Below are 15498 nucleotides of genomic sequence, written 5' to 3' on the forward strand. Positions count from 1 at the left end.
TCGGCGATGGCCGAACCCTGGTGTTTACACCACTGCAAGCCTGGCGTAAAGACGCGATCATTGAAGTGTTTTTGGACAGCATGGCCCAGGATCAAGCCGGCAATGCCCTGAACAGCTATCATGGCTCATTCCGGATTGAAGAAGATCCGGCGCTAAAAACACCTTATGTAGTCGCTGTTAATACCGATGATAGTGTCACCCTGCCCTTGAATCCGGCACTTGATTTACAATTTAACGAAGTTCTTGATGCCAACACCGTTAATACCACAACTTTTGTTATGCATGAGGCCACCAGTTGGCAGCAAATACCGGTAACCGTCAGCCTGCTAAAAGGCAATCGTGTTGTACGTCTGCTGCCTGATAACTTACTACAAGCCGGTCATCGTTATTATATCGGTGTCCATAGCGGCCTAAAAGATGCGGCCGGTGTTGCCTCAAGCTACAATTCGGATTACCAATGGACCTTTATCGCCGGACTATCCGAAGATGGTATTGCCCCAAAAGTAACCGCCTTAAGCCCGACAGAAGCAGCGACGAATATTGGCATCAACAGCCGAATCAGTATTCGCTTTGATGAAGCAGTTAATCCGATCAGCTTTCTGGGTGATGATACCAATGTGCCGCTAGCCCAAACACTATCATCGGACGCACGCTACTACTCCTTAAGTTTCAGTGACAGCAACCGTCAGGTCACCTATCTGCCCCACGATCCCTGGCCCGTCGATAGCAATGTTACCGTCACGGTAACGACACCTGAAGACTATGCAGGGCATCCGGTAACCATTACCAGCCACACCTTTCAGACTGCCAATGGCCCAGATACCACCGCACCTATCGTGGACGAATGGAGCATTGTTGCCAGCGCGACCAATGTACCGGTTAATACGGTATTTAAAGTCCGTCTCAATGAAGCGATTGATCCGATGACTGTCACAACTGAAACCTTTAGACTTTACGATACCGTCACCGGTCAGAATATAACCGCAAACCGGACGGTCAGCAGCGATGGTCGCATTCTTACCTTGGTACCGGAACAAGTACTGGCAATAGGTCGTAGTTATTATTTCTATATCTACGGAATACAGGATATGAATGGTAATACTGTCAATCAATATCGCTATTTTACAACGGCAATGATTGTTGACACGACAGCTCCACAAATAACCGGCTACAGCATTGAGACGGATCAAATCGCAGTGCCGACCAACGTGCAACTGCAAGTGCAATTTGATGAAGCAGTGAGTGGTTTAAGTTTAGGCAACATCCAGCTACGCAAAGATGAAGAAGTGATTACCGTCGTTCGTGAACTCAATGCTGACCACAAAATCCTGACCCTGAAACTGGTTCAGCCACTGCTGGCCAACACGGCTTACACCGTTCATGTCGAAGGCATTGAAGACTTGGGCGGTAATGTGCTGGCCAGCGCTACGGCGCGTAATTTCACTACCGGTGCCGGAGCCGATGTAGCCTCAACCGGCATGGTGCAAATCAGTCCGGCCAACACCACCAATAATGTAGGCTTAAACACGAAAATAGTCGTGGCATTTGCCGAAAGATTAAATCCGCTGACCGTCAATCCGGAAACGATCACCTGGTATGACACGGTTACCGGTCAGCATTTGGCAACGACAGCGGCGTTTAGTAACGATGGCAAAACCGTTACGTTAACGTCGACCGCAATGTTACTGGCCAACCGGCGGTATTCTGTTTATGTCTCGATATTTGCGCCTTTGTATGATCAGGCCGGAAACCGGATCAACAGTAGCACTATTACGTATTTTACAACCGGCATAAGTTAATTTTTGAAGTTAAACGATAGTCCTGGCTATGTTTTAGCCGTAATAAATGGGAGAAAGATAAGATGTTATTTACACAGCCCAGTTTAACCTGTGTTTTTATCAGTCTGTTTTTGTACGGGTGTTCTTCTGAAAACTCAGCCACTGATGCGCAAAAAGCGGATGATGGTAAAAAAATAGAAAACCTACTAAAGCAATCGTCAAATCAACCGCAAGCTTTACCCGGGATTCCAATACAAACTTTAGATGATGGCCAGAACCAAAACCCTGCACTGCCAACCCGAAGTGAACTTAGAGTTATATCCGAGCAAGCCAAAGCGATTGAAAGTAAAGCTAAAAACGTTATGCAGCAATTTGATGCCAACCTTAATAATCGTCAAGCACGTGAGGAAGCTGAAACTCAATTTAAAGATATGTTACCGGAATACAAGGAAAAAATGCTGAAAATCGGTAAGGTACGGTTAAAAGAGGCTAACCAGTAAATACGCCTGTTAGATCTATCCATCAGGGCATAGCTATCTACACAAGTAAAAGCAGCGTCATTCCGGCAGGGATGACAATTTGTGTAGATAACTATGCCATCAGGGGCATTTATTGTCAGTTATTAATCGTTAATCTGGGTGAGTTCAAGCTCACCTATCAAGTAGTACTCGTTACCACCATAAACCCAACCAGCGTTTTCCAACTCCTCGTTTTCAATTAACGTCTCGAGTTTAGCTTCCTCCGCCGCAGATAATCCTTCGGGATAAGTATATTCACCATCACCATCAGCAGACTCTTCAAATTCGAAGTCATAGCCATAGTCATTATTGTCAGGATCCAAACCGTCTTTATTAGCCAGATCAATTTCAGGCTTGGTTGTCGATTCAATGGTTAAAGAGCCCGAATACCAAACAATATCATGGACTAATTCAAGCTTGCCTTTTTTCCAGGTTTCAATTTCAATAAATGATTTTTTATGTTTGGGAGTTAGTCGCCAAGTCGCCATAGAATTTATTTTGTCCGTTTTTTAGATTTTAAGTGTTGATTAATATCTCTATATTTAATCAATTTGTCAATTCAACAATACTACCGGCTTACCGATGCTTGTCGGGGTTTACAACACCAATCGAAATGTTTGAAGGCTTTAATAACTTTTAAAACATAAGTAATGGTGTTACAAACCCCGTCACGCATCGTTATATATTTTCAGATTAATAATCTTTATACCAACAGATAACATCCCTTGAAGGGATGGTATCTGAAGTATTTATTTTCTTTCAGGCATAAAAAAAGCCCTGCATTTTCATGTAAGGCTTGCTATTTTATGGTGCGCCCAGAGAGATTCGAACTCCCGACCAATCGGTTCGAAGCCGATTACTCTATCCAGCTGAGCTATGGGCGCTTGATTAGCGGCTATACTACATGGTTAAAACTTTTTTATCCACGAAAAAAAAAAGCTTTTGCTTTTGATGCGCCAAAGCTTTTGTTTTCCGTGGACTAAGGCAGCTTTACGCTGTGGCTTCTTCTGCGGGAACTGCTGATGTATCTTTGTAATACGGTTCCATGACGGTTCTTAATGAGGCGATAACAATATCCAGATAAGTCATGTTTTTGGTGGCAATGGCACCATTAATAATAACGATGTTATTGCTGTAGATACTTTTTAATAACGTCCTGTGCTGCGAGCTTAGTTTTTCATTGAGGTTTTCTTGAATCCAACCCAAGCCATCCAGTATTTCAATCAACTTGATATGCGCTTCTACCGGATTGTAATAAGCTCCCTGAATACGCTGGAGAATCATAATCACTGACTCGTACCATTTTTTTTCAAAGTCGGCATCGGAAAGGTTTTGGCTATCAACGGTGGTGTACGCGTCAAACGGATTTTTTTTGTTCATAAAATACCCTCATGTAAAATTGGAAAAAAAAGGGGAGGAGCTATTGCTCCTCCCCTTCCAAATAAAAAACCTTATCTAAACAGTGACAACACGGCTTGCGATGCAGTATTCATTTGGCTGATCAGATAAAAATTAACCGTTGATTGATTGTTCAATTGCGTCAATTTAATCTGTAAAGCGGCTTGATCCGGTTTTTGAATGGAATCAATGGTATTTTGTAAATTGATCTTAAGACCATCAGCCATGGTAGATTGAGCTGCCAAACCAACAGCACTGGCAGAAAGTGTTGATTGACCGGAAGAGACTGTTGAAAGATCATTTGTTAAAATATCCAAAGCTGCTTGAGCACCGGCCGCAGTTGATATATCAATAGCAGTAGTGAGGCTGGCGGCAGTGGCAGCGGCTAAGGTTGAAGCGGTCGCAGCAGCGGTCGCAGCAGTCGCGGCATCAGTAGCAACAGTCGCAGCAGTCGCAGCAGCGGGGACGGCAGCCGTAGCAGCCGTTGCGTCAGTCGTATCTGTGTTAGTCGTCGTAGTGGTGGCACCAGCAGCGGCAGCAGTGATAGCGCCAGCAGTGGCAGCGGCAGTAACGGCGGTCATGATAGAAGTACCGTCATCAAGAGCAGCGCCACCGGCAGTAACGTTGGCAGCAGCTTGGGCATCGGCAGCATTATCGATAACGGTCTTGAGAGCAGTAGCAGCATCTCTTTCGGCACCGACAGTAGCAGCGGCAACGGCCGCAGCAGTTGCTGCCTTGATTGCAGTGACCGTGGCTGCGGAACCACCAGCGCCATTATCAACTGTAGCACCTTCGGCACCGGTTTTCACTGTGGTAGCAGCTGCTTCAGCGTTGGTGATGGCTGTGGCCGCCGCAGTAGCAGAGGCTGAAGCAGTAGCTGCAGTTGTTGTTACATTAGTATCCGCAGTGGTTTTGGCAGTATCCGCAGTAGTTTTAGCCGTGTCCGCAGTGGTTTTGGCAGTTAGTGCAGTAGCGGCCAAAGCGGCGTTAGCAGTGTTAGTCGCAGCACTATTAACAGTGCCGGAAACTACTGACAATTTGTTTATATCGACGCCCATAACAGCGGTTCGCGATGATACATCTGATTCTAAACCAGTTTGAACTGAAAGGTTTTGTGAACCTAACACGTTCGCACCATTCACTGAAGCACCGGTTGCCAAGGTTTTAACCTGTGTTGCCAAACTGGCAAAAGTTGCCTGATAGCTGGCCGCATCTGACGCGGTTACGCCAGCAGAACTGGCTTTGGTGGCCATAGACTGCATTTGTGTCAGCATGTCGGAAATAGCGGCCAAGCCGGTTTGCGCGACGCTGATAACACTTTGTGCCTGGGTAATATTGCTTTTTGCAGCAGCAAAACCTTCTACTTGTGCAGTCAATCGTGTCACCACACCTTGTTGCGCTGGATCCAATATTTTCTTGTCAGCGGCCAATTGGGTTTGGGTAGTATTGATTTTTGCCTGAGTTTCGTTAACGGCGCTGGTTAACGTAGATGACAATGATGTTAAGCCTGACATGATCGTATTCCTTTTAGTTAAAGTAATTTATGTTTTGCCCGAAGGCGGTGTTCTACTAAAAGTCGATGCGACCAGTAACATAGACTGAATCGACATAACTTGTTTATAAAAGCACAGTAGTTGTACTGTTACTTTTATTAACGACGGCCTTTAAAAAAACTTTAACCTTTATTTGAAATAAATTGCAGAAATGAAAGAAAAAAGCTTTAGTCCACGAAAAGCACGAAAGCCACGAAAAAAAAGCAAAAAAACCTTAAGTCTTAAGTAAGCGGAAAATATTAACGTACTGTGTAGGCAATTTAAGCTACCCCATCGAAATAGTCGTGTATTAGTCGGGTTATGCGAGTTTCCAATGAAATAAATCAAAAGCTTTTTGTCCACGAAAAACACGAAAGACACGAAAAAAAGCCAAGAAAAAACAAAAAAATCCTTAGCGTTTGAGTAAGCGGAAATACTGAGATATCACTTAAGCAATTAAGAACCCTGATTAAAACAGAAACTGATTTATCTACTTATACGACTTTTCTAATGAAATAAATCTTTTGATCTTTTTCGTGCTTTTCGTGCTTTTCGTGGACTGATGCTTTTGCTTTTTTCAGTAGTTATGGAAAAATATTGTTTTTAAAAATCACCAGAGATACGAAAAATGACTATAGAAATATGGTGGAGAGAGGAATGTTATCAGCTACAAGGAGCGGTATTTGAGGTTTATCGGGAAATGGGCTGTGGCTTTCTTGAAGCGGTTTATCAAGAGTGTATGGAAAAAGAGTTATCCAAACGCGGCATACCTTTTATTGCCCAACAGGAACTGAAACTTTTCTACAAAGGCGAACTGTTAAAGCAAACCTTTATGCCTGACTTTATTTGCCATGAGGCCATTATTGTTGAACTTAAAGCACTATCTGCGACAACACCCACACACAAAGCCCAAGTCTTAAATTATCTTAAAGCAACCGGTATAAAATTAGGTTTACTGGTCAACTTTGGTTGTTACCCCAAAGCTACCGTCGAACGGATTATGTTATGAAAAATAAAAGCTTTTGTCCACGAAAAACACGAAAGCCACGAAAAAAAGCAAAGAAAAACAAAAAAATCATTAGGGCTTGAGTAAGCGGAAAATATTAATGTACTATGTAGGCAATTAAAGCTACCTCATCAAAATAGCCGTGTATTTGTCGAGTTATGTGACCTGCCAATGAAATAAATCTTTTGCTCTTTTGCTCTTTTGCTCTTTTGCTCTTTTGCTCTTTTGCTTTTTTTCGTGCTTTTCGTGTTTTTCGTGGACTGAAGCTTTTGCTTTTAAAGTCGATTAAGCCGGTTGTATACGCCTAATAACGCTCATTAGCTTGGCGGCATAGGCAGGGTCAGTGGCATAGCCGGCATTTTGCAAGCCTTGAGCAAAGCCATCGACACTTTGCCCGTTAACCAACACCTGTCGGTAACGAGGATTGTCCTGCAAGAACGAAGCGTAATCACGAAAGGCATCCGCATCGGAGTCATAAGCACGAAAACGCGCCACAACTTTTGAAGGCACCCCTTGCGTATATTCAGTCGTAGTTACCTCGGCCACCTTACCTTTCCAACTGGCACCCGCCTTGATTCCGAACAGATTATGACTGCTAGTGCCATCAGGCAACATAATCTCGCGCTTGCCCCAACCACTTTCCAACGCTGCGTGACCTAAAATAAAGTCAGCAGGAATACCAGTAATGGCCGCAGCAGTTTCAGCATGGCCGTGCATCTTGGCATTAAAATCTTGTACGGAACCGCTAACAGAACCTGTAGCCGTTTTAACGTTATTAGTTGACGCTAAAGATGCCTGTGCATATAAGGACGCAACATCAAGAGCAGACCTGAGTTGCGCGGGTGAATGCCCTGATACCCTGGCAACAGTTTGCTGTGGCGGTGTCAAATTCGGCATTACTTGAGCGTTATTGCCGCTTTTAAGCTGTCCCAATAACAGGTCGGCGACACCTATACCACGTTGCGCCATGGTCTGACTAAGCTGCTGATCCAACATGGAAGTATAAAGCTCCCGATCATGACTTTCCCCCATCAGATTACCTTGCGGCGTTGCTTGCCGCATACTCTGGAGCATCATATTAATAAACAAGGCCTCAAATTGCTTGGCGGATTCTTTTAATGCTTGAGCAGGATTTTGCTGAGACATTTGCCGTACACGCCCCAAGGACTGCACATCCATTGCCAACTCGTTTGAGGCATCGGCAGGTTTCATTGTCGTCATAAATTAATTTACCTCAAGTTCTGCATGCAAGGCACCGGCAGCCTTCATGGATTGCAAAATAACCAGCATTTCCGGCGGCGAGGCACCAATATCATTCAATGTTTTAACAACATCCGCCAACAACACACCCTTATTTAACACTACCAAATTCTGATTGGGTACCACCACTGTTTGAGGGATGTCAGGCGGATAGCCAATAACAATAGAAAGCGTACCATGCGACACGGCGCAGGCATCAAGAGTGACAGCCTGATTAATAACGACGGCTCCGGTACGGACATTAAACACGACCTTGGGCTTTAATGCAGCCGGTGCAATATCCAGCACTTCAAGTTCGCCAATAAAGGCCACCCGCTCATTTTGTTTTAGCGGAGCCCGTACCTGAATAACCAACCCGTTTTGCGCTTCGGCAATACCTGCACCAAAACGGTTATTGATCACCTCAACCATACGACTGGCCATATTGAAATTATTTTCGTTGAGCACCAGCTTCACGTAAGGCCCCTGCCCCACTGAAGAATTAACGGCACGCTCAACAGTTGCCCCGTCAACAATACTGCCAGGTATGGGATTATTGCCCGGCGAACCACTGCCAGCCCCCTCATAGCCGCCCAACAAAATATTACCCTGAGCCATGGCATAAATCTGCCCGTCAGCCCCTTTCAAGGAGGTCATCATTAAGGTGCCACCACGCAAATTTTTGGCGGAGGCCATCGACGAGACCGTCACATCAAAAGTTTGGCCAGGCTGGGCAAATGCTCGCAACATGCCGGTAACCACCACCGCTGCGGTATTTTTTGTACGCATGTTAATACCCTGCGGTACATTAACACCCATCTGTTGCAGCGAATTAATGACACTTTGATTGGAAAAAAACGACGTTTGATCGCCGGTACCTTCGAGCCCCACGACCAAACCATAACCAATCAACTGATTTTCCCGAACCCCTTGAATATTAGACAGGTCTTTCATTCGCTCTGCAACAGCAACAGTCGACAAACACGCCAGCAGACAAGCCCAACACCCGCTTTTCGCCAGCCAACCCGGTCTCGCTATCTTCATAACAACAAGACAGTAGAAAAGAGACGACTAAACCATTTAAGAATTTCGGCGCTATCGAACTGACTGTTGGTGCGATATTCCACCCGGCTATCCGCTAATTTTGTGGAGGGCACCATGTTGCCCACCTCAATGGAGGTGGGCATCACCATACCTGACAGACGAATAAACTCAGTGCCTTTGTCAAGACCAATCTGCTTTTCGCCACTAACCCGCAGATTACCATTGGGCATTACTTCCAACACAGTCACTGCAATCATACCTGCAAAGTTATAGCTGGCGCTGCCGGTAGCCTTGGCCGCCGACTTCATTTGGGCGCTCTCGGATACCTGTAGGTTAGTCGTTGTCACCCCAAACAATTTATCAACACTGGCATCCATGGCACCCGAATTATCATCTGATGCACCAGTCTTTTTATCAGCAGATACTTTTTCGGTAATGACGACCGTCAGGACATCACCAACCGCATGCGCACGAAAATCCCCAAACATAGGGCGAAAAGTATCAACCTGAAAAATAGCGCCATTATCAGGAGCGACGGGGATTGGCAACGGCGCACGCATCGTAGTCGGCTGAGCCACAATGGAGGTCGGAGCCACTGAACAACCGGTCAGTACCGAGAATATAAAAACCAATAATAAATGCATCAAACAATCCCTCCAAAAATTACATCTGTGTCAGCTTCTGCAACATCTGATCAGCCGCCGTCACAGCCTTACTATTGATTTCATAAGCACGCTGAGCCTGAATCATATTGGTCATTTCTTCTACTACATTAACATTGGACGTTTCTATATAACCTTGCGCCAGATATCCCATACCATTACTGTCAGGTGCATTGATAATAGGCGGCCCCGAAGACGCCGTTTCAATAAACACGTTTTCACCTTGGGCCGATAACCCGGCCGGATTCATAAAGTTGGCTAACTCGATGGTCCCGACAGTATTGGGTTGAACCGAGCCGGGCTGTACGACACTGACCGTCCCATCACGACCGACAGTAATAGTTTGCGCATCAGATGGAATGGCTATTGACGGCTGCACTGGATAACCGCTGGCAGTAACCAGTAAACCCTCGCTGTTGACCTGAAACGAACCATCTCGCGTATAAGATAATGTGCCATCCGGCATCAATATTTGAAAAAAACCGGTACCCTGAATAGCCAGATCTTTATTATTGCCTGTTTGCTGTAAGTTGCCCTGAAGATACAAGCGTTCAGCAGCCACTACCCTAACACCTGTTCCCAATTGTAAGCCGGAGGGTAATTGCGTTATTTGAGATGACTGTCCTCCGGGTTGGCGAATAGTTTGATAGAGCAGGTCTTCAAAAACTGCTCGTGAACGCTTAAACCCGGTGGTACCAACATTAGCCAAATTATTGGTAATGACATCCAATTGGCTCTGTTGCGCTTCCAGTCCGGTTTTGGCAATCCATAGTGAACGAAACATGATATTTCTCTTTATTTTTAATGGTTGGACTAAACTATTGGCTCAAATTTAAAATCTGGCTGGCCTTGGTATCATTCTCTTGCGCGTTTTTGAACAAACTCATATTCATATCAAACTGGCGCCCCAAACTAATCATATGCACCATAGACTCAACGATATTGACATTACTATCCTCTAACGCACCGCCCAATAAAGTGACACCGGGATTCGCTGCCACGGGCTTACCGGTGCTACTCCGAAAAAGACCGTCATCTCCACGCTTGAGAGTATCCGGCTGCGGATTAACCAACTTGATACGACCCAGCACTGCCATAGATTCCGGATTAGAACCTGGGATTAAAGAAGAGATGGTGCCATCCTTACCGACTAACAGAGAAGTGTCGAAGGGAATACTAATAGGACCACTATCACCCTGTACATTTAACCCGCCTTCGGATTGCAAAATACCATTGGGCGTAACCTTCAAGGCACCTGCTCGCGTATAAGCCTCTTTGCCATCTGACCCTTGTACGGCAATCCAACCAGCACCCTTAATCGCAACATCGAGGCTTCGACCCGTCTGACGAATGGTGCCTTCGGAAAAATCAGCCCCTACGGTATCGTCAGATACTTGCGTCCGGGTAGGCAAACCTTTACCCTCTACCGGCACCGCACGAAAAGCATCTATTTGAGCACGAAATCCGGTGGATCCCACGTTCGCCATATTGTGCGATACGGTCGTCTGCTGCTCCATAATTTGCTTGGCACCAGTCATGGCAGTATAAATAAGACGATCCATAAATCAGACTCCGCAGCTTAAAAACAGGTTAACAACCAAATGAGTCACGGCCAAGCCCTATTGTTTAAGACCAACAATCGTTTGCAAGTTTTGGTCTTCAGTTTTTATCACTGATGATTGCGCCTGAAAAGCCCGCTGCGCGGAAATCATATTAACCATTTCATTAACCAGATTAACGTTAGAATCTTCAATAGCTGATGAACTTAACAGACCCAGACCCAGCGCTGTCGAGCCTGCTGTCCCAACTGACGCATTCCCTGATTTGGAAGTGGCGCTCCATTGATTGTTAGGTGCCGATGCCAACCCGTTCAAATTTTTAAATGTTGCCAAGGCGACTTGCCCCACAACCGCAGAGTTACCGGTACTATAGAGCACACTAATGACTCCGTCCATGCTGACTGAGTAGCTGGTCATTTGACCGGATGGAAAACCATTCTGACTGTTGGTAGCGCCAAAGGAGGTAGCATATTGCACTGATTTACTTAAATCCAGAGATACCGCCTGATTATTAACTGTTATGGTGCCCGAGGTAGCCGTACTAGTGACATCAAGAGCGCCACTGGCATTGAAAATGAGAGTTCCAACAGATGTAACCGCAGCTCCCCCATCAACAGTAGCCTTTACATCCCAAGTAGCTGCCCCTGCCCCATCAACGGCTAACTTGGTATAAAAAGTTTCAATCGTATGAGGCGCACCCAACGAGTCATAAATATTGCTGGTAGTCGCACTCGTATAAGTTGTCGGGTCTGTCGAGTCGAAAGCAGGACGGGTAAATCCTGTAACTGCTGCGACTGCTGGAGTTGCAGCAACTGCTGCAACTCCTGTAACTCCTGTAACTCCTGCAATTGGTGGAATTGCATTAGGATCTGCGGTGACCGCTGTAACCGCTATAACCGCTGGAGTTGCTACAACTGCTGCAACACCGGCAACTGCTGCAACTGTTCCCATGCTCTTCGACATTGAATTAAGCGTCAACCCTAGCGTCGCGGTGGTCGTTGCTACCGGTTTGGAGGCTTCAGAAGCGAATATGAGAGGTACCGCTCCATTGTTTGTCTGTATAACACCATCAACAGCTTTATAGCCGGTCAGAATATCGCCGGTGGCATCAACAACTTCACCAGCTTTGTTTAACGAAAATTGGCCATCGCGGGTATAAGTCTTAATGCCATTGTTGTCCAGTTGAAATAAACCGGCACCATTAATAGCCAGATTAAAAGGACTCCCACTGGCACTAATAGTCCCTTGCGAAAACGCCTGTACTGCGCCCCCTTTCTCGGCACCCGAAGATGCGAACGACATGGCCGCCAATGTCTGATTAAAAGTGGAGCTTTTAAAACCCACGGTATTGGCGTTCGCGATATTATTGCTAATCACATCAAGCCGTTGTTGTGCCAGGTTCATCCCTGTGATATCGATAAAACTCATAAATAATGTCCTGTAAATGTCAATATAAAATTAACGGTAATCAGCTTACGCTTATCGGATTTGACGTATATCTGCCAAACTGAAATTTCCTACCGGAGGCACGCTAAGATCAATCGCTCCCGCTGATGAAAGCGTCACATTGGCAACCGTACCGGTTGCCAATGCCGTTGGAGTAAAGGTTTGCCCACCTTGTGTAGCTGCCACCTGAAAGGTGTAATCGCCATTTGCTGCGGCAGTTCCGGCACTGGTTACACCATCCCATGCCAGATTTAGCGTACCAACCGGTTGTGAACCCAGATTCATGGTTTGTACTATATTGCCGTTACCATCACTAATGGTTACAGTCAAACTATCCACCGCCTGCGCCAACTCTACGCCCATCTGAGACTGACCATTGGACAACGATAAGTTGGTGCCTGGAACAAGCACATTTTTACCCAGCAAACTAGCCGCCTGTGTAGTCTGGCTGGACTGAAGACCACTCGCCACGGTATCCATAGTGGCATTTAACTTATTAATGCCGGTTACCATATTTAACTGCGACATCTGCGTAGACATATCGGAATTGGACATGGGCGCAGTTGGATCCTGGTTTTTCATTTGCGCAAGCAATAGGGACATGAATTGGGCTTGTGCGGCAGTGCCAGTGACTTGACTCGTAGAAGTTGCAGTCGTTGTAGCCGGGGTAACTGGAGCCGAAGTGGTACCGATAACAGAAATTGTCATGACGAATAATCCTCTTTAATTACTGACCGATAGTCAGTGTTTTTAATAACATGGATTTAGCCGCGTTCATGGTATCCACATTGGTTTGATAAGAGCGTGAAGCCGACAACATATTAACCATCTCTTCGGCGACATTAACATTAGGCATGGACACATAACCTTCTTTATTGGCTTGAGGATGCCCCGGGTTATAGACCAACTTGGCAGGACCGGTATCGTCAATCACCCGCGAAACCTTAACGCCGGCTTCTTTTACGCCACCGACCGGAACCGTCATAAATTCTACTTGCTTGGCACGATAAGCTGAACCATTTGGTCCGACCGTACTATCAGCATTTGCCAAATTACTGGCAACCACATTCAGGCGCTGGCCCTGTGCAGACATAGCAGAGCCTGCAATATTAAAAATATTCAGTAATGACATGATTGTTAGCCTTGAAGTACACTTAATAAACCCTTGATCTTGTTGTTAACCAAGGTTACATCCGCCTCATAATGCAAGGCATTTTCAGTAAAGGCATTACGTTCGACATCCATATCTACCGTATTACCGTCCATACTGTTTTGCGTGGGTGTACGTAAGGCAACGTAAGTATCCATTCCGGATAACGATGAACCGGCAGCAAGATGCCCTGGATTGGTTTGCGTTAAGGCCTTGGCAACAGAGACTGTTGGACTACTGTTCGCCATCACCGCTTGCATGGCCTTGCCAAAATCCAGATCCCGAGCCTTGTAATGGGGCGTATCAGCATTGGCAATATTGGAAGCTAATAACTGCTGGCGCTGACTGCGAAAACGCAAAGCATTTTCATAAAAACCCAACGCATTATCCAATTTTCCAGTCATGGTCTACCCCTTTACTTTGTTAGAATGAGGGCTTTCGAATACCTCAAGTAAACGACAACCACTTTTTTACACCATAATTATAAGTAAGTCCTGACTAATGAATTGACTAATAAAAGACCAAAACAGCCCTTAGCTTAACCCTTACCTTGTCTTGTGATTACATGGCATTGGGTTATAATTTGCATTTTAAGTAAACCTTGAGTAACCCGAAGAAACACGCCGACTCCTGTAAGGCTTAATTGAGGGTAGCAATGCTCAAACACGACAAGATGGTTAATTATTTTTTGCAACTTGCCTTAGCGAACTGTTAGTCATTTATATTTTCAGACATCAGCAATTACAGTAGCGATGCCGCCGATAAAATACAAAAATAATATTTTTGTGAATAAATCAAGGTGAATAAATTCAAGTATGATAATTACAGTCCGTTTTTTAAAAAACCTCTTAGGCATCTTGTTGATTGCCTTGCTACCAAGCCAATTCAGTTGGGCACAAACAGACACTCAATTGCAAAGCCACGAAGAGCTTCGCGGTCGTGCCATACAATTTCTGAGCTCCTTACCGGGCATTACTCACGAGTCAAAAATCAAGGTCAACCTGCCGGATCCCCACCTGAGTTTAGTGAATTGCGAGTCGCTTGAATTCTTTCTGCCCGCAGGTAGCGGTCAACGCGGCAACATGCGCTTGGGCGCTCGCTGCACAGCACCACAATCATGGTCGCTTTATCTGATTGCAAGTATCCTGCAACCGGTAACGCACTATATCACTCTCAGAGCTATGGAAAAAGGCCAGACAGTTACCGCCAATGATGTAATGGCAAGCCCTGTTTATGAGCATCACCCGCCAAAAAACTTGATTAACGATCTGCAAGAACTGGCTGGACGTACCCTTATTCGTCCATTGCCTGCAGGTGCTTCTTTACGCAGCAATGACTTGCATACCGAACCAACATTGACCCGAGGGCAAACTGTCAAAATTATTGCTACAGGGAAAGGCTTCGGTATCACTTATGAAGGAAAGTCACTAGCCAACGCCATGGCGGGAGAAACCGTTCAAGTGCGCACACAATCAAATCATATAATCAGCGGAATCGCCAGGACAGGCGGTATTGTAGAGATTTCAGGCCATTAACTTTGAAACATTAAGAAGTATCCCGAAAAAATCATGCTATAACTTTTAAAGTTTTTTGCTGCTTTGCCGTTAATAAGCTTAAAGATCAGATAAGCCTATTCTGCTTAAGCTCGCAGAGCTTAAAAAAATGTAGTCAAAAATTTTAAAGGAACGCTCATGAAAATTGATAACCCGGTTGGAAATATAACCAACCCACCCCCCATAGACTTCCAGCCAAAGCCCGTTAAAGCAACTGAAGCACCACCAGTTAGCCCGACCCCAAGCAGCAGCGTACAGCTTTCTGAACAGCTCCAGGCGCTAGGTGCATTATCACCAGACACCGGCATCTTTGACACAGAAAAAGTTAATAAAATAAAGGCTGCCATCGCTGAAGGAACCTTTCAGGTTAACGCAACCATCGTTGCGGAAGGCATGATAACTACGGCAAAAGACTTAATGGTCACCTCTAAAAGCTTGGTGGAAGCTGCCGGCAATCAGAACGATGTACATTTTAAAACTGACTCTATTGCATCCGCTGCCAACCTCATCGTTGATTCAGACAACCTGAAAGCGAAGGCAAAAGATTTGACCAAGTTGCGCTAATTATATTTTTTTCAACTTAACTTAGGATCCGGATCCTGTATAACAGTCT

Annotated in this window: 17 protein-coding genes and 1 tRNA gene; 5 read left to right on the top strand and 13 right to left on the bottom strand. The window is 45.4% G+C overall.

Annotated elements, in window-relative coordinates; all coding sequences use genetic code 11:
* Window positions 1-1799 (top strand): Ig-like domain-containing protein (locus N7974_RS13650; RefSeq protein WP_262966154.1); only part of this gene is annotated, 1799 nt, incomplete at its 5' end.
* A gap of 62 nt (window positions 1800-1861) precedes the next feature.
* Window positions 1862-2278: a hypothetical protein gene (locus N7974_RS13655; RefSeq protein WP_262966155.1), complete on the top strand. Its 417-nt coding sequence runs from the start codon at window positions 1862-1864 to the stop codon at window positions 2276-2278.
* Between the two features lie 122 nt (window positions 2279-2400).
* Here the strand turns inward: N7974_RS13655 and N7974_RS13660 are convergent, their stop codons facing one another.
* The 4 genes from N7974_RS13660 to N7974_RS13675 all read right to left on the bottom strand — a co-directional run bounded on the left by N7974_RS13660 (window position 2401) and on the right by N7974_RS13675 (window position 5208).
* Window positions 2401-2784, bottom strand: a complete 384-nt coding sequence (locus tag N7974_RS13660; protein ID WP_262966156.1) for a hypothetical protein — start codon at window positions 2782-2784, stop codon at window positions 2401-2403.
* A gap of 319 nt (window positions 2785-3103) precedes the next feature.
* Window positions 3104-3180 (bottom strand) — tRNA-Arg (locus N7974_RS13665).
* 106 nt (window positions 3181-3286) lie between these two features.
* Window positions 3287-3676, bottom strand: coding sequence for a hypothetical protein (locus tag N7974_RS13670; RefSeq protein WP_262966157.1), 390 nt, complete (start codon window positions 3674-3676; stop codon window positions 3287-3289).
* Between the two features lie 71 nt (window positions 3677-3747).
* The gene (locus N7974_RS13675) at window positions 3748-5208 is read right to left on the bottom strand and encodes a flagellin (RefSeq protein ID WP_262966158.1); all 1461 of its coding nucleotides are present in this window, start codon (window positions 5206-5208) and stop codon (window positions 3748-3750) included.
* A gap of 646 nt (window positions 5209-5854) precedes the next feature.
* On the opposite strand from N7974_RS13675, the gene N7974_RS13680 reads away from it, so the two are divergent.
* Window positions 5855-6235, top strand: coding sequence for a GxxExxY protein (locus N7974_RS13680; RefSeq protein WP_262966159.1), 381 nt, complete (start codon window positions 5855-5857; stop codon window positions 6233-6235).
* A gap of 282 nt (window positions 6236-6517) precedes the next feature.
* Here N7974_RS13680 and flgJ read toward each other — a convergent pair whose 3' ends face one another.
* Genes flgJ through flgB form a run of 9 tightly spaced genes read right to left on the bottom strand, consistent with a single transcriptional unit; the run spans window position 6518 to window position 13736 of the window.
* Window positions 6518-7453, bottom strand: coding sequence for a flagellar assembly peptidoglycan hydrolase FlgJ (gene flgJ / locus N7974_RS13685; RefSeq protein WP_262966160.1), 936 nt, complete (start codon window positions 7451-7453; stop codon window positions 6518-6520).
* A 3-nt stretch (window positions 7454-7456) separates the two neighbouring features.
* Window positions 7457-8515 carry a flagellar basal body P-ring protein FlgI gene (locus N7974_RS13690; RefSeq protein ID WP_262966161.1) on the bottom strand — a complete coding sequence of 353 codons (1059 nt, stop codon included), beginning with the start codon at window positions 8513-8515 and terminating at the stop codon, window positions 7457-7459.
* On the bottom strand, window positions 8512-9159 hold the full coding sequence (locus tag N7974_RS13695; protein ID WP_262966162.1) for a flagellar basal body L-ring protein FlgH: 648 nt from the start codon (window positions 9157-9159) through the stop codon (window positions 8512-8514). The genes N7974_RS13690 and N7974_RS13695 overlap by 4 nt, the downstream gene beginning before the upstream one ends.
* 19 nt (window positions 9160-9178) lie before the next feature.
* Window positions 9179-9961 carry a flagellar basal-body rod protein FlgG gene (gene flgG, locus N7974_RS13700; protein WP_262966163.1) on the bottom strand — a complete coding sequence of 261 codons (783 nt, stop codon included), beginning with the start codon at window positions 9959-9961 and terminating at the stop codon, window positions 9179-9181.
* Between the two features lie 34 nt (window positions 9962-9995).
* Window positions 9996-10739, bottom strand: a complete 744-nt coding sequence (gene flgF, locus N7974_RS13705; RefSeq protein ID WP_262966164.1) for a flagellar basal-body rod protein FlgF — start codon at window positions 10737-10739, stop codon at window positions 9996-9998.
* A gap of 57 nt (window positions 10740-10796) precedes the next feature.
* Window positions 10797-12164 carry a flagellar hook protein FlgE gene (locus tag N7974_RS13710; RefSeq protein ID WP_262966165.1) on the bottom strand — a complete coding sequence of 456 codons (1368 nt, stop codon included), beginning with the start codon at window positions 12162-12164 and terminating at the stop codon, window positions 10797-10799.
* A 51-nt stretch (window positions 12165-12215) separates the two neighbouring features.
* Entirely contained in the window at window positions 12216-12890 is a 675-nt protein-coding gene (locus N7974_RS13715) for a flagellar hook assembly protein FlgD (RefSeq protein WP_262966166.1), read from the bottom strand.
* Between the two features lie 19 nt (window positions 12891-12909).
* Window positions 12910-13314 carry a flagellar basal body rod protein FlgC gene (gene flgC, locus N7974_RS13720; protein WP_262966167.1) on the bottom strand — a complete coding sequence of 135 codons (405 nt, stop codon included), beginning with the start codon at window positions 13312-13314 and terminating at the stop codon, window positions 12910-12912.
* A gap of 5 nt (window positions 13315-13319) precedes the next feature.
* Window positions 13320-13736 carry a flagellar basal body rod protein FlgB gene (gene flgB / locus N7974_RS13725; protein WP_262966168.1) on the bottom strand — a complete coding sequence of 139 codons (417 nt, stop codon included), beginning with the start codon at window positions 13734-13736 and terminating at the stop codon, window positions 13320-13322.
* 411 nt (window positions 13737-14147) lie between these two features.
* On the opposite strand from flgB, the gene flgA reads away from it, so the two are divergent.
* Both flgA and flgM read left to right on the top strand, forming a co-directional pair.
* Window positions 14148-14867 (top strand): flagellar basal body P-ring formation chaperone FlgA, encoded by a 720-nt coding sequence (gene flgA, locus N7974_RS13730; protein WP_262966169.1) that lies wholly within the window; start codon window positions 14148-14150, stop codon window positions 14865-14867.
* Between the two features lie 156 nt (window positions 14868-15023).
* On the top strand, window positions 15024-15449 hold the full coding sequence (flgM, locus tag N7974_RS13735) for a flagellar biosynthesis anti-sigma factor FlgM (protein WP_262966170.1): 426 nt from the start codon (window positions 15024-15026) through the stop codon (window positions 15447-15449).
* Window positions 15450-15498: the final 49 nt, after the last annotated feature.

Origin of the sequence: Methylobacter psychrophilus (assembly GCF_025583945.1) — a bacterium.
GTDB lineage: Bacteria > Pseudomonadota > Gammaproteobacteria > Methylococcales > Methylomonadaceae > Methylobacter_C > Methylobacter_C psychrophilus.